Source organism: Ruegeria sp. YTSC003, from assembly GCF_059609785.1.
Genome location: NZ_JBXWMK010000015.1, coordinates 1 through 24,678, shown reverse-complemented (window position 1 = coordinate 24,678; position 24,678 = coordinate 1). Strand labels below are relative to the sequence as shown.

Below are 24,678 nucleotides of genomic sequence, written 5' to 3'. Positions count from 1 at the left end.
ATCTCAGGCCGCCTTGTTCTGTTCGGTTACGTCGCCGGCGCGATAGAGCCGGCCAAATTCGGTGTTCAGGAAATCGGACAGGTTCACCTGTTCCTGCCGGACAAAGCCCTTCGCAGGCAGCGCGCCGGTCCGCATCAGATCAACCACGCCCAGAACTCCTGCGGCTGTGGTGACCTGAATGGCGCTCCAGATCTGTCCGTTAATCGTGCGGGCAAAGCTCTTGTTGATCAGGGATTTCTCGCGCAGCGCGCCATCGATCATGCCTTTTGCGGTGCAATAGACCAGCACCACATCCTGATCGGTGCGCGGCAGCGCGGTCTCAAAAATATCCTTCAGCAGATCGCGGCGATGTTCCAGGCCAAGGTCCTTGAGAAGCAGTTTCAGGATATCGCAATGGCCCGGATATCGGATTGAGCGGTAGGACACCGCCCGCGCCTTGCCGTCCAGTGTTTCGGGCAAAGTGCCCAAACCGCCTGAGGTGTTGAAACATTCGTACTCCACCCCGTCATGGCCAAGCAGCTCATAATCCTCCAACGGAGCGGTTTTGACTCGTTCACCATTCACGATGGCATCGCAAGGGTTGCAGTATTCGTTGATCAACCCGTCGGTGGACCAGGTCAGATTGTATTTCAACGCGTTGGTTGGATAGAGCGGCAGCGCGCCCACCCGCATATGCAGGCTGTCGATTTCATCGAATTCCGCCGCCAGCGATGCCCCCGCGATACCGACAAAACCCGGTGCCAAACCACATTGCGGCATGAACGCCGTATCACTGCCTTGTGCCAAGTCACGCACCGCATTGGTCGCGGCGACGTCTTCGGTCAGGTCAAAATAGTGTGCACCAGCGGCCTTGGCCGCCTTGGCAATTTTCGGCGTCAGAAAGAATGGGGCCGCCGAGACTACGGCATCGAACACACCCAGACCTTCGGTCAGTTGCACTTCGTCGCTCACATCAATTTGCCGGGTCGAAATGCCCTGCTTGTTCAACGCTGATAACGCAGCCAAATCCCGGTCGGCCACTGTGACCGAGTAGTTGGCCGATGATTTCAGCAAGGTCGCGATCATCTGACCGATCTTGCCTGCTCCGATGACACAAATGTTCCAGCTCAAAACGCGCCTCCTTTTTCGTTTTTAAAAGTATGAGGCCGCTTCTGTCCGAAACGCAGGGGCAATCTTGACGAAATCGCGGTCATGCTTGTCATATTGACGATAATTTTGTCAATTCGTCGCACCACCTGTACGAGCTTCCGCACTCGGCGGCGCGATGAACGACATGATCACCCTATGGCTGCAACGCAATTGGCCCAATCAACAACGCCAGTGATTTTTATATTCAGATATTATACAGTGCGCTCAATTGGACCCTTTTGTTCGCGCATATCAATGTGTTCAATCGGTCCGCCCAGCGCGGGAAATTACGTCAGGCCGGTTTTTTTATTCTGTATGACCGATGGGTGCCTGACCCAAGAACAAGCTTCTGCGTTGGGTCTTTGACAATTTTCACGGCGAAGTTCAGGGGGGACAAGACGTGCCTAAAGATCCAATTGAAAGCTCTCAATCATTCAACCCATCCCAAGACGATTTGAAATTGATAGATGAGGTCCTGCCATCCAAGGATTCATCAGTCATTCATTCGAAATTCGAATTCTACGAAGTATCCGAAGAGACGGTCCTGCCCTCTGAGGGTATGTTTGTGGTCCTTGGCGGCATGGTTCAGCTTCGGCAGGACAAAGCGGTTCTGGCGACCGCAGACAGCGGGGACTATTTTTACGAAGAACATCTCGAAATCGAGGACATTCCCGTCAGTCTTCAGGCCCTGGCCACTCCGGGCACCCGGTTGGCCTATCTGCCCAAACACCAATGGAAGGCAATCCCGAAAAAGATCAAAGATGCCTGTGAAGATACGCTATTTGGCGATCTGGTCAGCGTGCATCTGAAAAACTATCAACAGCCGATCAATTGCTGCAGCGTGACTGCGGCAGCCCTTAGCATGTCGGCGCTTGGATTCAGCTACGAAGTCAACGACATCTTTCGCGAATGCGGCTTGCCAACCTCGTTTGTCGTAAACGACGGAATATCGCTGGGCGAACTTTTCGATGTTGCCTGCACATTCATCCATACCCAGGACCTGCGCGATGTCATTCAGGTGCAGGCCTATTTCATGGATGAGGCCACGACATCCGTGGATCTGCTGCTTGAGGCAATAGACGAATCCAATCGGCTGGGTGGAAAGAACGATATCCTTGTGGCGAACTTTCAGGTCGGTGTCGCACATGGCAAGGAAAACATGCCGGGCGGCCATTTCGCCATTATCGCAAAGTGCAACCCCAGCACCGGCCTCGTTCATATGATGGACGTTCACCCGGAAAAGTACGGCAAGCTATGGGTGACAACCATTGATCGACTGTGGGCCGGGATGACCGACCGCGACGGAACATCGATGCGATCACGGGGGATGCTGCGGTTTTCGGCGCTAGACGCTGTCAAAACATACCTGCAAACCCTGAAGCAGGACTGCAATTATGTCGACAGTACGGAATACCTGGCCAAGGACCCCAAAAAGCGGCGTAACCTGTTCCGACGGGCCAGCCCGAACATGAACTCGATGGGCGTTCTTGCCGAAAGCCTGGCCATCCTTGGGGATGAACAGGTTGACGAGGATAAACTGCTGAGAGCAACACAAACCGATCTGGCCGAGGCGCTTAGCCGCGTGTCGACCGCCCGGCAAATGCACGCGATGGCGCAACGGTACCTCAGCCAGGAACCGGACGTGCATCTGGGCAGCACTTTCCGCAGCTATGCCAATCGTTCGGACAAAAGCATCAAATCACCCGAAGACTGGTTCCGCCACCAATTGCTAAGCCTGAACGATGACAAAGGTCGTCACCTGATGATCAATATCGATTTCAACAAGGTACTGGGGTCTGAGGTCATTCGCCCCCCGAAGAATGCGTTCCGCGAAACGGCCCTGTTGGAGGAGTTCTGGTGCCTGTGTATCGCATATAAAGAGGCCACCGATATGGTGACGGTTGTGGACATGAGCCCCGCGACCTCACAAGTGTGGCAAGCGCCACGCGGACATTTGTTCCGCGGTCTTCGGGACATTACGAAACCTGCGTTGCTGGTAATCGAAGAACGTGAAGCCCCAAAAGATCCGTCCGACGTAGACCATATCACCGAAAAAAACCCGCTTGTTCTGTTCTATGCGGATGAAGACCCCTGGTCCTACATGCTGCGCAGTATTCTGGCCAATATCGGCATCACCGACATCAAGCTGGTTGATGTCGAGGGGCACGGGGCAAATGTCATGAAAATGCGCAGGCAACTGATCGCTAGAACCGGCAAGGAAACGGTTCCATATCTGTTTTTCCAGAATGTGTTTCAGGGCACGCGCAAGGACATCGTAGACAGAATCCTTAATGGTCAATTTCAAAAAGACATCAAGAAGGCCGGATTGCCGGTTCTGCTGCGCAATGAATCTCCCAGCCTGGACAAGAACATCTTTGGCTATCCCAAGGGTGGGCTGACCGATGCCCCCAGCGAAAAACGCAACGTATTGCTGTGTGCCTGCGGGTCTTCTGCCGCAGACAAGGTGCCGCAACTGGTAAAGAAAATTACCGCCGCTGGCCACAACGTGAAACTGATCCCGTCGGTTTCCGCTGAGAAGTTCTTTCGCGATATCGAGATCGAAAAGGGCGTCGAGATTGAACGGGGGTACGAGCCGGAAAAGGTCGAGGACTATATCTCGCACAACGACTATTACCGCGATGACGACGAATGGAACTTTCGCTACACCAAATTTGGAATGCCCCTGCGCGCCTCGCATCTTGCCTTGTGTGACTGGGCCGATTGCGTGATCGTGGCGCCCGTGACCTGCAATACAATGGGCAAGATCGCCAATGGGATTGCCGACAACCTTCTGACCTCGGTCTTTGTTGCCTGGCAGTACCGGAACAAACCGGCGATCCTTTGCCCGGCGTGTAACACCAACATGTGGAACAATGTCACTACCCAAAGGAATGTCGAAAAGCTGCGCGATCTGGGTGTTGATCTGGTCGGTCCCCGGAAAGGGCGGCTGTCAAACGGCATGATGGGGATTGGCATGATGGCGACCCCGGACCAGATCATGGAGGTTCTGGACGAAGCGTTCGAGGAACTGGCCGATCAGGAACACAACATCTGCAAATGGGCGCAAGAAGCCGCCGCATCGGATGAGTTCGAACAATGGAATCGTGTGTTCGAGGCGATCGACAATGGCATGGCCGGGATCGACATCGTGGATGACCACAATGGCGACACGCTGTTGCACTACGCAGCAGGCGGCGAAGGCGAGCTGAACGAAAACGGGCAGGACCTGGGCAAACCTGATCTGGAGGCTGCACAAGAGCTGATACGGCGCGGTATCAACGTGAATGCGACCAACGACCATGGGTTTACCAGCCTGCACGTGGCGGTGATGAACAACTCGGTCGAAATGGTCAAAACTCTGCTGGCAGCGGATGGCATTGATGCCAGCGCTTGCATCCATTTCCTGCAAAACGCCCATGAAATCGAAGACGCCAAAATATCAAAAGACGTGCTGGCCATGCTGGATGACTGGGCCAACAGCCACACGCTGACCGAGATTGAGGAAGAGGGCGAAGACGATGTGGTTGATGACCGTGAGCGCACCTATCTCTACTTTACCTATGGTTCGTTGAAGAAAGGCTTCCCGAACCACGAAGCCCACGCCGATGTGCTGGATGATTTCGTTGGCAAGGCCGTGACGCGACAGCGAATGCCTCTGATCGTGCCGCATGAGCCGCATTGCGACAATCCGAACTGTGGCTTCCTGCACAGGATGGCCACGCTGGTCGACCAGAAAGGGCGCGGCCATCCAATATGCGGAGAAGTGTATCGGGTGACCTCATCGGGCCTGAAACAGCTAGACCAGCTCGAAGGTTACCACGGACCCGGATCACCCGAGAATGTCTATGTCCGCAAACGGATCAATGTGCTGATCGACGGTGTGAAAAAACCCGCCTATGCCTACGTGATCGCGCAGCCCACCAAGTATCTGGACCAGTTGGATCAGGGCGTAGCCGGGGTTGTCGGGGAATACACGCTGGACATGGCGACAGGCACACAAAAACCCGGGTGGCAGCCGCCCACCTAGTTTTGAACCTGTATCCCGGCCTCATCCTTAGGGATGTCCTTGAGGCTGAGGTTATAGGCCGTGATGATCACCATGCACGACAGGACAAAGGGCCAGAAGCAGGCCTTGGGAATCAGGTTGTCTTTATAGTGGATGAACCACAGGGACGGCACGGCCTCGGCCGCAAAGAAGTAGGTGTTTACCGACACTGCCAGCAGCAGGAAATACATCAGGAAAAAGAACGATTCCATGTAGATCACGGGCGATCCGGCGAACCCTTCGCGCAGTTGTACATGTGCCAGCAGGATCACGAAAAACAGGACCGAGCAAGTGCCGATAACGCTGGACGTACTGAAATCGTGCCGTTCCACCAGATTGGGGCGTCGCGTGACCGTCATGACGGCCCCGAACAGCAGCATCGTCACAACAATCAGGGGGATCATGTGAACGATAAAGGCATTCGCAAAGTTCCGTTTGATGACGAAGTTATAGTGCAGCTCGGGCAGGTTGGTCTGATATTCGTTCTTTCCGATGCCCAGGGTCGTATCCAGATCGGACAGGCGATAGTCGAAATATGTGTTTTCACGCTCCCACGTTCCCATGACGATCCGGTTGTCGATGCCAAAGATATCGTCCGGCCCAGTGGCCGGATAGGCCGAAAAGTCAGGGATTAGAGCCACATTTACGTCAAACTCACCCGGCCAGAAACGGACCCAGACGGTTTTGTGGTCAAACGGATAACTGGTATAGTCAAAGGCCTGGCGCAAGGTCTGTTCAAAGTACCAGCCGATCAACTCGGACCCGCCCTGATCTATCCTGTAGGCTTCTTCAATCAGGCCACTCGCTGCCTCGGCAGCTTCCGGCAGGATGAACCCCACTTCGCCTTCGGCTGGTTTGATGGCGTCATGCACACCATCCTCATAATGCTGCCAGATATAACCGCTGACATGCACATCGCTGGCACCGGTAAAACTGAAAGATTTGATGAATATGCCAGTTTTGACCTGATAGCTTGGCAAATTTGGAAGGTCTTGCAGATAAGCGTCGACCGACGCCTGATCTGGCAGTTGCGTCGGATCCTCGTCAAAATGATTCAGTTCAATCCAGAGTTTGAACAGAACAAGGGCCAGACCCAGCGTAACAAAACCCGAGATCAGCCAGACTTTCTTTTCTATGCTCATTCAGCCCCTCACCTGATTAGTCCAGCGGCCCGACCAGCGATTGTTTGATGCCCAGGTCCTGAAACCGCGCCTTCAATTCATCGAATCCTTCATGTGCCGTCAAAGGAATACCCCAACCCCCACATTCAGCCAGTGTTCGAGCCTGCAGGATCGACAGATCGACCATCGGCAAAGGCTCATCTGCAGTGAAAGCTGCCAGGGCATCCGCGTATCGCGTGGCTTCGTCCCACTGCTTTCGCGCCAGCATGACGGCAGCGGCGTCCGTATAGAAATGAAGATGGCTATGGCCAACACAGCCTTCGGCGATGATCTTCTCGCCAAGCTTTAGGTTATCATCTTGCGTCGCGGGGTCCTCTTCGGCCATGGCCAAAGCTGACAGCGCTTTTGGTCCGACGAAATTCCGACCGTGTTCAAGGGCAATGCCGACCGCGCGGCGACCGGTTTCACGCGCCTGTTCCAGCTGCCCGGCATAAACCTGCGTGCGGGCAAGATGTTCCAGCGCCTGCGCCTCTAGGCGTTTCGCTCCAACGCGGTTCGCGATCTCGGCAGACAGGGTAAAGACGTCCAACGCCTGATCTATTTCCCCTAAGAAAGTGTGCGCAACGCCCAAACAGGTCTGCGCCACGCATTCTGGGACAAAGGCGAAGTACTTCTGTGACACTTCAATGGCTTCCTGCGCATCCAACTTTCCTTGCGCTACATCACCGGTATAGCTGCGCGCGACGCTCAGATTGTGCAGGTTCGCGGCCAGATCGCGGACCAAACCCTTTTCTCGCGCCCGTTCGACTGCCTGCGTGTAGAACCCTGTCGCAGTTTGCATCGTGGCATTCATGAAATTGGCATCGCCAAATCCACTGAGCGCACCAACCTCAAGTCGCGCGGATTCAAGCTTTCTGGCCAGTGTTAGAGCCTTTTCGTTACTCTCAAGCGCCTTTGTCACCTGCCCCAGCGGGAAGTATACATTGCCGCGCACATAGTTGATCTGAGCAATGTCGCGGTCAGACCCGCAGCGTTCCGCAGCTGCCTCGGCAATGTCCAGACTTTCCAGAGCTTCCTGATACAGGCTGGCCTGCCGCGCGGCCTGCGCCAAGCCGATTTGCGCCCGGCAGATTTGTTCATCCGTCTCGGCCAATTCTGCGGCCTCTTTGAATTCACGCAGGGCATCATTGGACAGGCCCTGCAACCGGTGCGTCTCACCCCGGGCGCAGAACAGATCAAAGCGAACCCCTGCGGGTGCTGGCAGTTCCAGCCCCCGTTCGATCAACGGGCTGGCATCGTCGAACTGAAAAACCTGTATCAGCTTGTCCGCGGCTTCCAGATAAGCCTGGGCCGCATGGGTCGCACCCGCGCGATCCAGATGCTGTGCCCGCAGAGTGGCGTCACGGTCCTCAAACCAACTCGCGGCCTGACGATGCAGGCGGGCGCGTTCAGATTTCACCAAAGTTGCATAAGATCCGTCGCGGATCAGCGCGTGGGCAAACATCAGATCGGCCTCAGCCTCGCGGATCAGGGCAGAGCGGATCAGGGTCGAGGTATCCAGATGCCCTTCACCCAGAACAAAATTCAAAACTTCGGGCGAGAACCTCTGCCCCAGCACGGATGCCGCCTGAATCGACGTTCGGCTGGTCCGGTCCAGCGAATCCAGACGGGACTGAACAATGCCCTGAATGCTGCCGGGAACGGATTCCTGTTTCAGCACATCGATATTGCGCAATAACTGTTCAAGAAACAGCGGATTGCCTCCGGCGCGTTTCACGCAGGCGTCTAACAGTTCCGGGTCGATCCCGGTGAACTCTTCGACCAGTTGTCGGGCTTGTTCGTCCCCCATTGGCGCCAGTTCCAGCTTGGATATCAGGGCACCATCCGTCGCAAGTTGCCATTCGCGGTCGATCGGATCGCCTTCCACGCGGCTGGTCATTAGCAACACGCAGGGCAGATTGCGCGTCATCGCCGCGATATGGGCGCAAGCTGTCAGGATCTCGGGTGAAGCCCAGTGGATATCCTCGATATGGATCAACAAAGGCGTTTTTTGGCTGCGGGCCGAAATCAGGTCGTCTATAACCTGACGTCGCCCCCGCAGACGGGTTGCATTGTCCATCACCGCATAGACCTCGGCCAGACCGGGGTCTTGTTCAAGCTCTAGCAGGGCATTCAGGTGCGCGGCATTCGCCGCTGTTACCCAACCCTTGCTAATTGCATCCTTCGCGACAGATGCACAGGTTTCCGTATCATCCGTCGGCTCCAGCCCAAGAATACTGCGTGTCACGGATTGGATGGCTGAATGCCCCTCGCGCGCGCCGAAATCCATGACCACGCCATTGTGGATGGAATAAGACAGGCTGTCGGCCAGCTCAGCCACCTGTTCCGACAGGTGCGTTTTGCCAATACCCGGCTCGCCCAGTACGATATGGACTTCACCCTTACCGTGCCGCTGGCATCGATCGAACGTTGCCGAAAACAGGGACAGCTCTCGCTCGCGGCCCACAAAGCGATGCCTGCGCGACCGGATGTTGCGCGCCATCCGGTCCAGCCGCCACAGCTCAACCGGATCACCAAGGCCTTTGATTGCCTTTTCGCCCATCGACTCACCAACAAAAAGCGGCCCTAACGCACGCTGAATGTCATGTGAAACCAAAGTTTCCCCCGGCGCCGCCATGTCAGTGATGCGCGAGGCCAGGTTCACACCATCACCGGTCACGGTGTATTCCGTATGCGCCTGACTGCCTGTTGTACTGGCAATAACCTGCCCTGATGCAATCCCGATATGGCAGGTCAGCGGAGGGTTCAGGCCAGGCAGAACCGTGTGAATTTCCAGTGCTGCCCGCGCGGCCCGTTCGGTATCATTCGTGTGCGAGATCGGCGCGCCGAACACTGCCATGACCGCATCGCCAATATGCTTGTCGATCCGGCCACCGTATTTTTCGACGACCTTGTCCACCCTGGTGAAAAACGCGTTGAGCAGCGCGTGCATGTCTTCGGCATCCAGTTCGCTGGTCAAACGAGTAAATCCGGTCAGATCGGCGAACATGACCGTTACCTGCCGTTTCGCAGGCTCCAGGGATTCCTGAGGCTGAAATGGCGGGGCAATTTCGAACGTCTCAAGCTCGGCAATCGCGCGCAAAAGCCGCCGACGGTCGCCGACAGCAGTGACTCCGATTTCGATCAGGTCTTCACCCGTCAAATCGGGTAAAATTCCAAAATCAATTTTGTTATCCAAAAAGGCTTGCGCGTAGTCAGATAATCCAAGTGCGCTTAGCCAGTCCCTAAGGTCCTGAGACATTTCGCCCCTCTGAAGCCCCCAACTCCAAAGACAGACGTAGCACAACAAACCCGGATGAGTCTGCAAAGTTTGAATATTTTAATGTATATGCACACCCAATTGCCCGAGTGACGGGCAATTGGGTCTTTGGAATTAGGTCTCGGCCTCTAGCCCATCCGTCGACAGATCGTCGAGTTTCGGCATCAACCGCAGCAGCTCGCTTGCATATTCGGTCTGCGGGTTGGCGAAGAGTTCGTTGGTTTCCTGCAACTCAACCACCTTGCCCTGCTTCATCACGGCCACCCGGTCGCACATTTGACGTACCACCGGCAGGTCGTGGCTGATAAACAGCAACGTCAAGCCCAGATGTTCCTGTAGGTCTTTCAGGATGTTCAGGATCTGTGCCTGAATGGACACGTCCAGGGCGCTGGTTGGTTCGTCACAGATCAAGAACCGCGGCTGTGTCGCCAAAGCACGGGCAATCGAAATACGCTGCCGTTGACCGCCTGAGAATTCGTGCGGGAATTTCAGCCCGGCCTCATGGCCCAGTCCCACCTGATCCAGCAATTCGTCCACGCGGCGTTTTACATCGGACCCTTCCATCAGCTTGTGATGACGGATTGGTTCGGCCACGATATCGTCTACCCGCATCCGGGGGTTCAGCGACGAATAAGGGTCCTGAAAGATCATCTGAATGTTTTTGCGATACGCATCCAACGCGGCCCTGTTGGTCAGATCACTGACCACCTGCCCCTCAAAGGTGATCGTACCGCCATCAACGGGGTACAGCCCCGCGATCATCCGCGCGATGGTAGACTTGCCAGAGCCGGATTCACCCACGACCCCGAATACCTCACCCGCACGAATGTCAAAGCTGACATCGTCAACGGCAGTGAAATAAGTGCGGTCCCACGGCAGCAGGCCTTTGCGCTGCAGGAACTTCTTGGTCAGATTGCGAATCTCGAACACCGGTTTGCTGGTGTCATTGTCCACCTTGGGCCAGTGCCGGGCCATATCGTCGATGGCAAAACGGGTCTCACGCCCTCCATAGCTGATCTGCGGGAAGCGGTGCAGTTTCAACGTGGGGCGCGGGACAGCGGCGATCAGTGACTTGGTGTATTCGTGCGTGGGCTGACCCATGACTTGAGACGTCGGGCCGGTTTCCACCACCTTACCCGCATACATAACCGTCACCTTGTCCGTGGTATCCGCGATCACGCCCATGTCGTGGGTGATCAGGATAACGCCGACCTGCCGTTCTTGCGCCAGTTCCTTGATCAAGTCCAGGATCTGCGCCTGAACGGACACGTCCAGCGCCGTGGTCGGTTCATCCGCGATAATCACGTCTGGCTCGGTGCACAGCGCAAGAGCGATCACAACACGCTGCCGCATCCCGCCTGAGAACTGGTGCGGATATTGGTCTAACCGCGTGTCCGGGTCAGGAATGCCCACCCGGTCGATCAGATCACGGGCACGCTTGTTCGCCTCGGCATCCGTTCCGCCCAGATGGGCCTGGATCGTCTCGGTCAGCTGTTCGCGCACGGTGAACAGCGGGTTCAACGAGGTCAGAGGATCCTGGAAGATCATCGAGATTTTTTTGCCGCGCAGGCCGCGCATTGCGACTGCATCCAGGCCGCTGATCTGGTCACCGCTCAGCTTGATGGTGCCGCTGGCAATCCGGCCGGGCCGGTCCAGCAGACCCATGATGGCCGCTCCGATTGTGGATTTGCCCGCACCGGATTCGCCGACCAGACCGTGGATTTCGCCCGGTTCAACGGACAGGTCCACGTGGTCCACAGCGGTGAACAGTTGGCGGCGCGTCGGGAATTCGACCGTCAGGTCGTTGATCGTCAGAAGGCTCATGTAATCACCGCAGCTTGGGGTTCAGCGCGTCGCGCAGCCAGTCGCCCAGGAGGTTGACAGACAGGGCCAGCGCCAAAAGGGTGCAGGCCGGGAAGAACAGGATCCACCACTCACCCGAGAACAGGAAGCCCTGCCCGATACGGATCAGTGTTCCCAGCGACGGCTGGGTCGGCGGTGCACCCACGCCCAGAAAGCTGAGCGTCGCCTCGGCGATAATCGCCAGCGCCAGCGAAATCGTGGCAATAACCAGAACCGGGCTGAGGACGTTGGGCAGTATATGGCGGAACATGATCGGAATTGGCCCGCGCCCGATCAGACGGGCGGCCTGTACGTATTCCTTGTTCTTTTCCACCAGCGCAGCGCCGCGTACGACCCGCGCAAATTGCACCCAATCAGACAGGGCAATCGCGATGATCAGAACATAAATCGCCATCTCGTTGCGGTATTCGGGGGGCGTAACCCCCTTGGCGATACCAAAGATGAGCATCGCAACCAGAATGGCCGGGAAAGTCAGCTGCACATCGGCAATTCGCATGATGAGCGTTTCGACCCAACCGCCAAAATACGCCGCAACCAGCCCAAGGATGACACCGATGATCAGCGCCAGCATCACCGCTGACACGCCAACAAACAATGAGATGCGCATGCCATATAGAATGGTCGAGAATACGTCGCGTCCCTGATCGTCGGTCCCCAAAAAGAAGGTTTCCTGCGTAAAGGCATTGGGCGTGCCCGGCGGCGTAAAGCCGTTCATCAGGTTCAGCGATGCCGGATCGAACGGATTATAGGGCGCGATGACCGGGGCAAAAACGGCAGCCAGCAAAAGGATCAGCACCACCAGTGAGGCGATCAACGCAACAGGAGAATGCCGGAAGGACCACGCAAAATCGCTGTCCCAGAACTTGGCAAATCGCGATTTGGTGGGGGCGGTCGGGGTTTCGATGGTATCGGTCATGTGGCCCTCGCGTCGACACGCAGGCGCGGGTCAATGGCATAATAAAGAAGATCGACGATCAGGTTGATCGAAACGAACATGACCGAAATCAACATCAGATAAGCGGCCATGACAGGGATATCGACAAACTGGATCGCGTTGATGAACAGCAGGCCAACGCCCGGCCACTGGAACACCGTCTCGGTGATGATGGCGAACGCGATGATCGAGCCCAGCTGCAGACCGGTGATCGTGATCACGGGAACCATAGTGTTCTTAAGCGCGTGGCGGAAGTTGATCACCCGGTCCGACAAACCGCGAGCGCGTGCAAACCGGACATAATCGGCGCGCAACACCTCAAGCATTTCCGACCGGACCAGGCGCATGATCAGGGTCATCTGATACAGACCCAGCGTAATCGCGGGCAGGATCAGCGCCTTGAGGCCAGAAGTCGTCAAGAAGCCGGTGGACCAGTTGCCAATCATAACGGTCTCGCCCCTCCCGAAGCTGGGTAAGAGGTCTAATTCAACCGAGAAAATGTAGATCAATAAGATCCCGATCAGGAAGGTCGGCAGGGACACCCCGATCAGGGAAACGGTCATGATGACATTCGCAGCAATCCCTTGTCGTCGGATGGCTGTGAACACGCCCAGCGCAATCCCCATGGTGATTGCCAGAAAGCCGGAAACAAAAGCCAGTTCCAGTGTGGCCGGCGCGCGCTCGGCTATGATGGTCGAGACAGGACGTCCCTGACGATAAGACACGCCAAAATTGCCTTGAACGGCATTTTTCAGGAACTTGTAGTACTGAACCGGAAAAGGCTGATCCAGCCCCAGTTCAGCCCGCAGCCGGTCGATATCGGCTTGCGTACGCTCCTGACCCAGCATGTTGTCGATCGGATCGCCGACAAACCGGAACATAGAAAATGCGACCAGACCCACGACCAGCAGTACGATCACGGACTGGAACATCCTTCGGACGATATATGCGAACATTCACTTTCCCCATTGATCCGCTTCTCTATGCACGCGTCGACCGGATGGTCAAGGTATCGCCAACGGGAAGGTATCAAAGCGATCCTTATTTCCTGCGTCATTGGTTTTAAGCAGGGTTTAATGCGGATTGGCGGTGCCGAACCGGCCCTCGCCAATCCAAGTTTCAAGCGTCTTCAGTTCACCGTCACCCAGCGCAGCAAAAAGAAGTTGTCCGGGCGCTGTGTCAGCTCGACATTGCTGCGCGTGCCCCAGACCAGTGGCTGCACATACATGGGCACATAGACCTGTTCGTCCTGAATGATCTTAGCCACTTCGTCCAGCATGGCCTGACGCTTCGTCTCATCCAGCTCGGATTGGATGGCAGGAAGCAGTTCATCCACGCGTGCGTTCGAGAAGCCGCCGAAGTTCCAGCTGCCCAGCTTTTTCTCTTCGTTTGGCGTCGCGACAAGGAACCGAACAGGGTGCTCGGCGTCAAATGTGCCGGGACTCCAGCCCAGCAGGTACATGTCATAGTTATCTTCACGCAGCTCAGGCCAGTAATTGCGCACAGGCATCGCTTCCAGCTCGGCCGTGATCCCGATCTGGGCCAGCATGCTGACTACGGCCTGACACACCGCTTCGTCGTTCAGATAGCGGTCATTGGGGCATTTCAGTCCAAATGAGAACCCATCGGCGTAGCCTGCCTCGGCCAGCAAAGCCTTGGCACCCTCGACATCAAATGCGGGACGATCGGCATGAGCCGCGGAATAACCGCTCATGGCCGGGCTCACCAATTGCGAGGCCGCTTCGGCATTGCCGCGCATGATGGTGGCCAGAATGGCATCGACATTCACCGCCTGCGCCACCGCCTTGCGGACGCGCGGGTCGCGGAACGGATTGGGTTTGCCCTCATCGTCGGTATATTTCAGCGTCTCAGCCTCGTGATCAAAGCCCAGCATGATCACGCGGGCCTCGATCCCCTTGATGACTTCGACATCACTGTCTTCTTGCAGGCGCGCGACGTCCTGGATTGGCACCGGGTTGATCATATCCACATCGCCCGACAACAGCGCCGCAACGGCGGTCGCAGGGTTCTGGATCGGGTTAAACTCGGCGCGGGTGATATTGTGTTCGACATCTCCCCACCAGCCCTGGTGAGGTTCCAGTACGGTTTTCAGACCCGGCTCGCGCTCGGTGACTTTGAATGCACCGGTGCCATTGGCATTGATCGTCGCATAATTGCCGGCCTCTTTGTCTGGGACGGCGGCATCATTCGCCTCGGTCCAGCCTTGATCCATGATCATCCAGTTGGCAATCGAGGATGGAAACAACGGGTTCGGCGCGGTCGTCATGATATCGACAGTATAATCGTCGACCACGATCACCTCACTGACCGGCGCAAACCAGCTTCGCGTATCCGCGGCTTCGCCCGAGGCACGCTGATAGCTGAACAGAACGTCCTGCGCATCAAAGGTACTGCCATCGTGAAAGGTCACACCCTCACGCAGCTTGAAGCGCCAGCCGTCGCCTTCGCCAATCGGCTCCCAGCTGACAGCCAGGGCGGGCTGAACGCTCATGTCCTTGTCGCGCCGGACTAGCCCTTCGTAGACGTTGTTAAGAAATCCCAGAACCGGAGCCGAATTGACCGCGTGCGGGTCCATGGTTTGCGGGTCCGTGGTGGAGGCCCATTTGAAATCTGCAGCTTGAACACTGGTGGCAGCCAGCATTGCAATGCCAATGGCGCTGTTCCTGAGGATCATTGTTATGTCTCCCTGTTTCTGTGGTCGAGTTTTCTTGGTTTTTGCCGCATGCGCAAGGAAATCTCAGATCGCAACAAAAAACAGGGCGCGAAAATCGCGCCCTGTCTGATCGTCAAAGGTTTTGACTTACTTAATGGTGAAGTATTTGACCTTGGGCTGGTCTTCGGCATCCACTTCGATGCCGACGCCGTCAGCCATACCCCAGTTCAGAACCTGGTGATGAATGGGGATGTAAAGCGCCTCATCCTGCACGACACGCCAGATGTCGGCGATGTCGGCATTCCGGGCGTCCAGGTCGGTGTTCGAGGCGAGCGACTTGATCTTCGAGTCCAGCGCGTCGTCCTGATAGCCGGTTCCGTTCCATGTGCCGATGTCGTCTTCGCGACCGTGGACAAGGAAGTTGAAGATGTATTCCGAGTCATATGTCGGAACACCCCAACCCAGCATGTAGAAATCTGTCTTGCCGTCGGTGATCAGCGGGAAGTGCTGGGCCTTGGGCTTTGCGTCCAGATTCACGGTCACGCCGATCTGGCCCAACATCCCAACGGCCGCCTGACAGATCCCTTCATCGTTGATGTATCGATCATTCGGGCAGTCCAACCGGAGCGAGAAGCCATCGGCATAACCTGCCTCTGCCATCAGTTCCTTGGCTTTTTCCAGATTAGTGGCGGATTCGCCGTCCATCGCTTCGGTCCAGCCGTTCACGAATGGCGGTGCGATCATGCCCGCAGGCTGCGATTGGCCGCGCATCACGACCTGCTTGATCGCATCACGGTTGATCGCCATCGACATCGCCTGACGCACACGCACATCGGCCAGAGGATTCTTGCCGTCTACGTTGTCTGCTTCGATATCGTCCGCACCCTGGTTCATGCCAAAGAAGATCACACGGTTCTGTGGGGCTTGCTTGACCATCAGGCCATCGGCACCATTGACGCGGTCAATGTCTTGCACCGGCATATCCTGCAGGAAGTTCACCTCACCCGACAACATCGCCGCGACACGGGTCGCAGCGTTCTGGATCGGGGTATAGACAATCTCGGTCACTTCCATGGGGAACTGGCCGATGCCCCAATAGTTGTCGTTGCGCACCATCACGGTTTTGACGTCAGGCTCGCGGCTTTGAAGGACATAAGGCCCCGTACCGTTGGCATTGGTGGTGGCATAGGTGATCTCGCCGCCTTCGAAATCCTGCACATTGACTGTGTCATTCGCCTCGGCCCAGCCCTTGTCCAGAATGAACAGGTTGGTCAGGTTCGATGGCAGGATCGGGTTCGGACCGTCTGTGACGATCTCGACGGTATAATCGTCAACCGCACGCACTTCGGTGATCGAGCCGATCAGCTCTTTCATGTCGGAATTGGGTTGCTTGGCCCGTTCAAAGCTGAACACCACGTCTTCGGCGTTGAAGTCTGCGCCGTCATGGAATTTCACACCCTCGCGCAGCTTGAAGACCCAGACATTCGGGTCATCAGCCTTGGGACCCCACTCGGTCGCCAGTGCAGGTTCAAACGCGCCTGTTACGTCGCGGATGATCAGCGGCTCGTACATCTGGTGACGTATTGTGTGTGACGGGCCTTCGTTTTGCGAGTGCGGATCCAGCGTCAGCGCGTCACCAGCACGCGCCCATCGCAGCGTTTCCGCCGATGCGGCACCCGCCATCAATGCGGTCGCACTGGCAGCGATCATCAGGTTCTTCAGGATCATTATAATCTCCCCGTTTTTTCGTTAGTACCGTTCCATGAAACGGCAGACCGGTTTTGCCGGTCTTGGTAGTGCTGATCATCCAGATCATTCTGAAGGTTGCAACACCAGATTGTGAACTATTTGGATTTCTGATCAAATTTGAAAAGCCGACATATCGCGAACGCCTGATTCAGCGCAAAATGACCGAGCGCTGATGCGGATCATCCGGGAAAACGCGCCCGGATTGGACGCATTGAAAAATATGCCGGAACACAAGGCCCGCCTCGCCACCCGGCGAAACCGGACCAAAATATTTGTGGCCGGTAGGCGTGTCATAGGCCGTATTGATATCGTCGCAATCAACCTGAAATATGTTGTGCGGGGTTCGGTCGATGTTCTCTGGCCCGGTATGACCCAACCGGCGAGACGCAACTTTGTTCTTGAGGTTCGCAGCCTTACTGGCCCGCAACGCCAGATCGTCAGAGGCGAAATAGACAACCACATTCCGCGAAGCATGGCTGACCAGCACACCGGGCTCATTTTCATGCACGGATTCATTAACGACATCTGCAGCGACCATGAAGGTATTGCGAAACAACAGGGGCACGCCCGACGCCAGATCGTACCGATCCCATTCTATCAGCGTTTGGCGCAAAACCCGATTGCCCATCGAATGCGCCAGAAGGTTGATCCGTTTCAGACAGGGGGCGATTTCGGGCTCGTTATCCTCACTGTTGCGCCATTCCAGAAATCGCTCCAGCACCCGCGCAAAGGAAAACCCGCTTTGGTCCGCGGATTTCTGGTCATCCCAGTATTTCTGAACGATCCCTTGCTTGGCGTCGCTGGGCCAGATCAGGGGTAACACCATCACTTCACTGGGTTTGGCCTGATCGCACAGACGCTGAAGCTCAGCCGTGGTTTCGAACACATCCTCCGGCAGGTTGTTGAACCCGTGAAGATACAGCAGGATCTGGCGGCAATTGTTGTCACGCACACGCCGCAGCAGCTCTTTACTGGTGATTTCGGTGTGATGCTCATCTTCGCCCTTTTCACAGTAAAACACCGAGTTTGAAGGCGCGTTATTGTCCAGATCAAAGGTAAAACGGCGTCCTTTACGGGTGCGAATACTCTGGGTCGGAAATCTGTTCGTGATAAAAAGCATGAAACCCCCTCTTTTTCAGGATGGAATCAGCCTAACAAGAGAAGAGACGCTTTGATCATCCTGAATCTCCTAAATCAAGTGTTGGCTGACCGTTATCATACCAGCTTCAACCTGAGAATGCCGAATTCCAGAAAATCATCCATATTATTATCATTACCACTAAATTGTTTTTTTTCAGTATCTTGATTGATTTCATCTCATTTGGAGTCATGGAACTGACTTGGCTTGAAGCGCCTCAGATCAGAACGAACGCCTTAGATGGCCAGCATTTGGTTCGGACCTGCATCCAACGGATCGGAACCTCGAATAATTTCGTAACGATGGGGTTTTCGGCACACACACCCGCATTTACAATCGGCAAGCAATAAAGCAGGTGAAGTACACACCGGTTTGCGAGTATGAGGGCAAAGGAATGAAGATTGCAGTTGTAGGTCTCGGATATGTGGGATTGTCCAATGCGGTGCTATTGGCTCAAAACCACGATGTCACTGCAATCGACATTTCAAAAGAGCGGGTTGAAATGGTCAATTCCGGCCAGTGCCCCATCGTTGATGCCGAACTGGAAGACTTTCTTGCAAACCGAGCCCTTTCGATCAGGGCAACCACAGAACCGGCCTTCGAAGACGCCGAGTTTGTGATCGTGGCGACCCCGACGAATTATGATGCCAAATCCAACTACTTCGACACCTCAAGCGTCGAAGCCGTTGCCCGGCAAGTGAACGCGATCAACCCCAAGGCCACGATCATCATCAAATCGACGATCCCAGTGGGGTATATTCAGGCGCTGCGCGCCGATCTGGACAGCGACAATTTCATTTTCTCACCGGAGTTCCTGCGTGAAGGGCGAGCGCTTTATGACAACCTCCACCCGTCCCGCGTGATCGTCGGCGAACGTTCGGACCGGGCGCGGGTGTTTGCCGAGCTTTTGCTGGAAGGTGCCGTGACCAAAGATGTGGACGTCCTGTTCACCGACCCGGATGAGGCCGAGGCGATCAAGCTGTTTTCCAACACCTACCTCGCCATGCGAGTGGCCTTTTTCAACGAGCTCGACAGTTACGCAATGGCTGGTGGCATGAACACCCGCCAGATCATCGAAGGCGTTTCACTGGATCCGCGCATTGGTGGCCATTACAACAACCCTTCCTTCGGGTATGGAGGCTATTGCCTGCCAAAAGACACCAAACAGCTTTTGGCCAACTACAACCATGTTCCGCAAAACCTCATTCGCGCCATCGTGGACGCAAATCGGACGCGAAAGGATTTTTTGGCCGATCAGATTCTGATGCGAGGCCCGCGCGTCGTTGGTATTCACCGGTTGGTCATGAAAGTGGGCAGCGACAATTTCCGTCAGTCCTCGATCCAAGGGATCATGAAGCGACTGAAAGCCAAGGGAGTCGAGGTCATTGTTTATGAACCGGCGCTGGAGGGGGAGGAGTTTTTCCGGTCTCGTGTCGTGCGGGATCTCGAAGCCTTTAAGTCCGAAGCCGATTTGATCGTTGCCAACCGGCACAGCCCCGAACTTGAGGATGTCGCGGGCAAGGTGTTTACCCGGGATTTGTTTGGCGCAGACTAAACGGTTGTCACTGGCTGCGCGCCTTCGAACCTTGACTTGATTGACCTGCGTTTAGGCCAATACCATCGCATGGATACCGGACGCTGTAGTTCCGGTTGCATGTACACGCGTTGTCCCCACCGGCAGGATCGAAAAGTCCGACACCTGAACTGTACGGGTTTCGCCCCGAACGGTGGTCAGAACAATCGCTCCGCCGAATTCGACGTAGAGACCGATTGCTACATCGGCCAGATCCGAATTGTCCGAAGCGACAACGGGAACAATGTCACGCGCAGGGCCGGACAGGCTGGAGGCTCGGTTGCTGAATGGGTTGGTCATCTTGATTCATGTCTCGCTGTCTGTGTCAGTCAGCGGCACGTTAGGATTATCAGTTTAACGATCCGCCAGCGCACCGCGCGTTGCGCCGTCAGCCCCCCCCCCGCGCAAAGAAAAATTGCGCGGCGGAGTACTTGATCCTTGCCGCGCAGTTTTGAATGAACATTACACTGAAACTTCAGGCGCGGTTCAGCCTTTGGCCCCCTGCCCCCGCGCGTATTTGTCTTCGTAGCGCACAATATCATCCTCACCCAGATATGTGCCGGTCTGCACTTCAATCAGGACCATCGGAACCTTTCCCGGATTCTCCATCCGGTGCGTGGCCCCGAGAGGGATATAGACAGACTGGTTTTCGGTCACCAATTGCTCACGATCATCGATTGTCACACGGGCGGTACCCTCGACAACAATCCAGTGTTCGGAACGGTGGAAATGGCATTGCAGGCTCAGCGATGCACCAGGGTGCACATGGATACGCTTCACCTGAAACCGCTCGCCAACCACCAGGCTTTCGAACCACCCCCACGGGCGGTGGTCCTTTGGGAATTCCGTCGCCTGGGGCGCGTTTTTTTCCTTAAGCGCGCTCACCGCCTTTTTGACGTCTTGCGCCCGCGATGCATCGGCAACCAAAACCGCATCATTCATCGCGACAGCGATGATATTGTCCAGTCCGATACCCACGATTTCCAGCTGCTCGCTATCCGACCGCAAAAGGGTGTTGTGGCAATCAATCGCTGTTGCGCCCCCGCTGGTCACCACGCCTTGTGCGTCAGGGCCGCTTTCGCGCCATACGGCGTCCCAGCCGCCCAGGTCCGACCATGCAGCGCCGAAAGGCACGACCGACAAGTTTGTTGCTTTTTCCATTACGGCATAGTCGATCGAAATGTCTTCGGCCTGCGCCCAGCTTTCAGGGTTGAGGCGCAGGAACCCCAGGTCCGGCGTTGCTGTTTCAACCGCTTCCTTCACCGGTTTTATCAGATCGGGCGCATGGGCCTGGAAGGCTGCGATGATATCTGCCGCACGAAACAGGAAAATGCCCGCGTTCCATTTGTAATTCCCGGCCTCCAGCATTTCGGTCGCACGGGCCAAGTTCGGCTTTTCGACGAATTTCTTCAACGGAACAGGCGCTCCGTCACCGCCCGAACCCGCGGCCAGCTCAAGATATCCATACGCCGTTTCCGCATGTGTCGGAGTAATGCCAAACGTCACCAGTTTGCCTTGTGCAACCGCCTCCAGACCACGGGCAACAGCAGCCTGAAATTCAGCAGCATCCGGTACAACGTGATCGGAAGGGGCAACCAGCAATACAGCGGCCTCATCCTTGGCATAAGCATACAGTGCCGCCGCAAGAACCACTGGCGCTGTGTTGCGACCCTCAGGTTCGATCATGATTGTTCCGGGATCAATGCCGATGGCCTGCAGCTGTTCCGCAACAATGAACCGAAAGTCCGAGTTGGTCAGAACCACCGGCGATTCAAATTCCAATTCCGCGTTTGTTCCGGACAACCGGCGGGCAGACGCCTGAAACAGAGTCTCTTCGCCGACCAATGGAACGAATTGCTTCGGGTAGCTCTTTCGGGAAAAAGGCCAGAGGCGCGTGCCGGAGCCTCCACAAAGAAGGACAGGACAGATCAACATAAAAAGCTCTATGATTTAACGCGGTTCCTAATTTTCCTATTGAAACCGTCATGACCTGACAAGGCCCGGCTTGGTTTGACCGAAAAAAAGGATGCCTCGCGCCACGAACGCCGGTGAGGGTCCGAAACTGCGCACCTTTTTAATTTCCTTGTGTTTTCAACAGTGTATTTGCGTTAAACCCGCTAAGAGCCGGCACTGATGAATGTTGGCTCACCACCGTCCAGGCAGACCGCGCTTAATACGCCGGTGGCAAAGGCTCCGGTATCCACGGCAATCCGTCCACGCCGGACTGTAGGTTGATCGACAATTGTGTGTCCGTAAACAACCCACACTCCGTCCCGCCTGTCGGTTGTCCGAAATTCTGGGTCGCCCCATATCAGGGTTTTTTCGGGTTGCTGATCGGCGGGCGTATTCGGATTTGCACCAGCATGCGTCACAAGAACGTTTCCGGAATAGTCAAAGGCCCTTAGTTCCGATACCCATTGGACCAGCTCTGGTCCCATTTCCGCCAACAGATTGTCACGGCAGGCAACCAGCTCGGCAGCGGCCATTTCAGCGCGCACGTTCCGCACATCAAAAGAAGCCAGCGTCTGCAGACCTCCATAGCGCAGCCAGCGCGGGCCATGTTGTTCAGGGTCACGCAGGAAATTCAACATCATGTCTTCGTGGTTTCCCTTCAGACAGATGAATTCCGGGCGGTTTTGGATCAGACGCAGAACGTCAGCACTGTTTTCGCCACGATCGACATAATCTCCGACAAGGATGACCCGATGATCCCTTGGGATCTTAGGTAACAGATTCTGCAACTGTCTTATGCAACCATGCACATCACCAATGACACAGGTTGGCCTGTCCGGCATCGGAGCGGCAAAGACCGCGCGTCGCCCGAAACGTTGAATCAGAGATGACAGCACGTTAGGGGGGCCTCCTGAGTGGCTACTGCGACCGGCTAGCACTGAATTCAAGAGCCGGTGGTCAAGACCCAAGGCGTCTAACATTTGCGCGCAGGTCTAAGCAAGCTTCATTCAGGCGGTCCGGCAGGCAGGAATTCCCATTCTGATGATCTCGGTGCCTTTTATCCTGAAAACGCCGTTGATGCGCTTACGCCCTTTTTCCATGAACCACGTCCTGAGCGGTTCTGGATGGTACGCCGCCATGACCTGACTGAAATAGTCAAAGTCTTCTGGAGCAAGCCGCCGACCACTGCGCGAAGGTCCATGGAATCCAAATGTCGTGTCAGGGTTCACACAGGTTCCAGGAAGGCCCAGAAACATCGTGCAGGTCGAAAAGCAAACACGTCCCCGAATTTCGACCTGAATGTCGTTTTTTTGCAGGTTTTCGATCTCGATCAAACGGTCATGCAGATATCCGCCTCGGTTGCTGCCAACAACCATCAGCCCGTCAGCTAACGTGGGCGAAGGGACAGAAGTCGCCGAAGTCAGTAATCCTGCAATCAGCGCCGCCACCATAGCTTTGATTCCGCGGTGCGTAGGTTTGCAATTTGCTCTGGCCGGCGCTCGCTGAGGGCGAAAGAGATTCCTTTTATCCAGCATTTCGAAGCCTCCAATTCCAGTTGCGGACCGGATCAGAGGTAAAACTGCGTGGTGCGTTCCCTGTGAGTGGGAAAAGTCTAAATTATGTTTTAAATCAAATGTTTAACTATATTTTTCTTAAACTTTTCTGATTGCCGACCGGCCTATCACCGGAGTTGGTTCAGCTCTGATTCACAAATGCAGTGGGGACTTCGTTCGTATCGGCAAAAGCGGCGCAGCAACTCAATCCCATATTGCACTTGGAGGACATATTAGAAGAAATTTTCAATCGCGTCCAAAAGCCGGACGGGATGAAATGGGTTTTACCGCCCAAGCGGTGATCAAACGATCCTTCGTCAGCGTTCTCAAATCTCAAAAGCGACGTAAACGGGTCTGAGAAAGATGATCAGCTATAAAGTGGCTTGTTGTTCACCTGGTGGCGTTCCACCAACTTGCGCATAGCCGAATGTGCGAACGTCTGTTTTGACTGATGCCGCGCAGCGGCAAAGAGAACTTGTCCAAGGTTTGGTTTGGGCCGACTGCGGAATTTTTTTCATATTGGCACTACGCGGCAATATGGACCGCCCCCAATGTATAAGGGAGATCATTTCTTACGAGTTAGATGCAACACTTACGCATTGGCGCTCTCCACCCCGAGATGCGCCTATTCCGTAGCCGCAGCTGGTGGAGCTTCATCACCCCCTGCATCCTCGTCGCCTGACCTCATCATGAAGATAGCTAAGACAAAAGCAATCACTGCAGCGATTATTATGTAGTTCCTGTTCATCTCTATTCTCCTAGAACTGTGAGCAGCACTCACGGCGATGTGATGCCACAGGTTTAGGCAATGGCCTGCTTGTCGGGTGCCGTATCGGAAAGCTGCTCGTAGTGTTCGACCGCGGACAAGTACTCTTCCAGCCGCTTACCTTCGTCAGTATCAGGCTCAGAATCCCACAGGTATTCAATCTCCCGGAGCGCAGCACGGTACTCAATTACGGTGCGAACAATGGTCATGGCATTACCTCAAAGAATAAATCAATGCTTGGACTCATACCTGAAAACGCGCGATTCTGGTAGGTGCTCAGCCAAGGGGTATGTAAAATACAGGTAATTCTCTAGCACGGAGTTCGATATTCGTAGTTCTCCGATTTCTGTCCAGACTGTGTACCGGGACCTAAAAGAGGCACATGGAGACGTGCCGAACCAACCGGCCTGTTTCCAGATGACTTTGCCATCAGTTTTGTCGGTCCAGCAAATGATACAATAGACGGACGCAATCAACTTGCCCCAATCGCTTGTTCGATAGTCTTAAGCTGGTTGGAAAAGAATGAAAGTGGAGCTTCTGGGCCCCGATAGGACGCTTACGCATAGGTGACGACGGAACACGGGAAACTGAAACCCATGAGGCGGGACAGATCAGGCAGACTCAACACAGCATCATGCTACAACGGAAAACCCGTTTCGACGCCCTGACGATGCCCTACGACGTTGCAGGCTATTCGGCTGGCGAGTTTGAGACGTTAAGCGATTGATCTGGGGGATCAATTGCAGTCTGCCCGGGCTGCGTTGGGATTATCCGACCTTAAAGTTTGGTTGCGGGAGTAGGATTTGAACCTACGACCTTCAGGTTATGAGCCTGACGAGCTACCGGGCTGCTCCATCCCGCG

Annotated in this window: 16 protein-coding genes and 1 tRNA gene; 2 read left to right on the top strand and 15 right to left on the bottom strand. The window is 55.5% G+C overall.

What is annotated here, in order from left to right:
• Positions 1 to 3: 3 nt before the first annotated feature.
• Positions 4 to 1,110, bottom strand: coding sequence for a saccharopine dehydrogenase family protein (locus AC2FFH_RS20755; RefSeq protein WP_496845238.1), 1,107 nt, complete (start codon positions 1,108 to 1,110; stop codon positions 4 to 6).
• A gap of 418 nt (positions 1,111 to 1,528) precedes the next feature.
• Here AC2FFH_RS20755 and AC2FFH_RS20750 point away from each other — a divergent pair, with 418 nt between their 5' ends.
• Positions 1,529 to 5,155, top strand: coding sequence for a flavoprotein (locus tag AC2FFH_RS20750; protein WP_496845237.1), 3,627 nt, complete (start codon positions 1,529 to 1,531; stop codon positions 5,153 to 5,155).
• On the opposite strand, the gene AC2FFH_RS20745 is transcribed toward AC2FFH_RS20750, so the two are convergent.
• From AC2FFH_RS20745 to AC2FFH_RS20710, 8 genes are all read right to left on the bottom strand, one after another.
• A complete protein-coding gene (locus tag AC2FFH_RS20745; protein WP_496769542.1) occupies positions 5,152 to 6,315 on the bottom strand; it encodes a hypothetical protein in 1,164 nt (387 codons plus the stop codon). The two genes, AC2FFH_RS20750 and AC2FFH_RS20745, sit on opposite strands and share 4 nt — an antisense overlap.
• Positions 6,316 to 6,331: 16 nt before the next feature.
• Positions 6,332 to 9,595, bottom strand: a complete 3,264-nt coding sequence (locus AC2FFH_RS20740) for an adenylate/guanylate cyclase domain-containing protein (RefSeq protein WP_496769540.1) — start codon at positions 9,593 to 9,595, stop codon at positions 6,332 to 6,334.
• A gap of 132 nt (positions 9,596 to 9,727) precedes the next feature.
• The gene (locus AC2FFH_RS20735; RefSeq protein WP_496769538.1) at positions 9,728 to 11,437 is read right to left on the bottom strand and encodes an ABC transporter ATP-binding protein; all 1,710 of its coding nucleotides are present in this window, start codon (positions 11,435 to 11,437) and stop codon (positions 9,728 to 9,730) included.
• Positions 11,438 to 11,441: 4 nt separating this feature from the next.
• Positions 11,442 to 12,392 carry an ABC transporter permease gene (locus AC2FFH_RS20730; protein ID WP_058273051.1) on the bottom strand — a complete coding sequence of 317 codons (951 nt, stop codon included), beginning with the start codon at positions 12,390 to 12,392 and terminating at the stop codon, positions 11,442 to 11,444.
• Positions 12,389 to 13,366 (bottom strand): ABC transporter permease, encoded by a 978-nt coding sequence (locus AC2FFH_RS20725; RefSeq protein WP_496769536.1) that lies wholly within the window; start codon positions 13,364 to 13,366, stop codon positions 12,389 to 12,391. Before AC2FFH_RS20725 ends, AC2FFH_RS20730 begins: the two co-directional genes overlap by 4 nt.
• Positions 13,367 to 13,539: 173 nt before the next feature.
• Positions 13,540 to 15,105, bottom strand: coding sequence for an ABC transporter substrate-binding protein (locus tag AC2FFH_RS20720; protein ID WP_496736984.1), 1,566 nt, complete (start codon positions 15,103 to 15,105; stop codon positions 13,540 to 13,542).
• Positions 15,106 to 15,231: 126 nt separating this feature from the next.
• Positions 15,232 to 16,812, bottom strand: a complete 1,581-nt coding sequence (locus AC2FFH_RS20715; protein ID WP_496736985.1) for an ABC transporter substrate-binding protein — start codon at positions 16,810 to 16,812, stop codon at positions 15,232 to 15,234.
• 169 nt (positions 16,813 to 16,981) lie between these two features.
• Entirely contained in the window at positions 16,982 to 17,953 is a 972-nt protein-coding gene (locus tag AC2FFH_RS20710) for an alpha/beta hydrolase (RefSeq protein ID WP_496769531.1), read from the bottom strand.
• Positions 17,954 to 18,365: 412 nt separating this feature from the next.
• On the opposite strand from AC2FFH_RS20710, the gene AC2FFH_RS20705 reads away from it, so the two are divergent.
• The gene (locus tag AC2FFH_RS20705; RefSeq protein ID WP_496845236.1) at positions 18,366 to 19,526 is read left to right on the top strand and encodes a nucleotide sugar dehydrogenase; all 1,161 of its coding nucleotides are present in this window, start codon (positions 18,366 to 18,368) and stop codon (positions 19,524 to 19,526) included.
• 51 nt (positions 19,527 to 19,577) lie between these two features.
• Here AC2FFH_RS20705 and AC2FFH_RS20700 read toward each other — a convergent pair whose 3' ends face one another.
• The 6 genes from AC2FFH_RS20700 to AC2FFH_RS20675 form a co-directional block, all read right to left on the bottom strand.
• Positions 19,578 to 19,844, bottom strand: coding sequence for a spike base protein, RCAP_Rcc01079 family (locus AC2FFH_RS20700; protein ID WP_496769525.1), 267 nt, complete (start codon positions 19,842 to 19,844; stop codon positions 19,578 to 19,580).
• 186 nt (positions 19,845 to 20,030) lie between these two features.
• Positions 20,031 to 21,479, bottom strand: a complete 1,449-nt coding sequence (locus AC2FFH_RS20695; RefSeq protein WP_496845235.1) for a mannose-1-phosphate guanylyltransferase/mannose-6-phosphate isomerase — start codon at positions 21,477 to 21,479, stop codon at positions 20,031 to 20,033.
• A gap of 182 nt (positions 21,480 to 21,661) precedes the next feature.
• Entirely contained in the window at positions 21,662 to 22,393 is a 732-nt protein-coding gene (locus tag AC2FFH_RS20690; protein ID WP_496769521.1) for a metallophosphoesterase family protein, read from the bottom strand.
• A 111-nt stretch (positions 22,394 to 22,504) separates the two neighbouring features.
• Entirely contained in the window at positions 22,505 to 22,948 is a 444-nt protein-coding gene (locus AC2FFH_RS20685) for a hypothetical protein (RefSeq protein WP_496845234.1), read from the bottom strand.
• Between the two features lie 903 nt (positions 22,949 to 23,851).
• Positions 23,852 to 24,025 carry a hypothetical protein gene (locus AC2FFH_RS20680; protein WP_496742110.1) on the bottom strand — a complete coding sequence of 58 codons (174 nt, stop codon included), beginning with the start codon at positions 24,023 to 24,025 and terminating at the stop codon, positions 23,852 to 23,854.
• 576 nt (positions 24,026 to 24,601) lie between these two features.
• A tRNA-Met gene (locus tag AC2FFH_RS20675) sits at positions 24,602 to 24,678 on the bottom strand.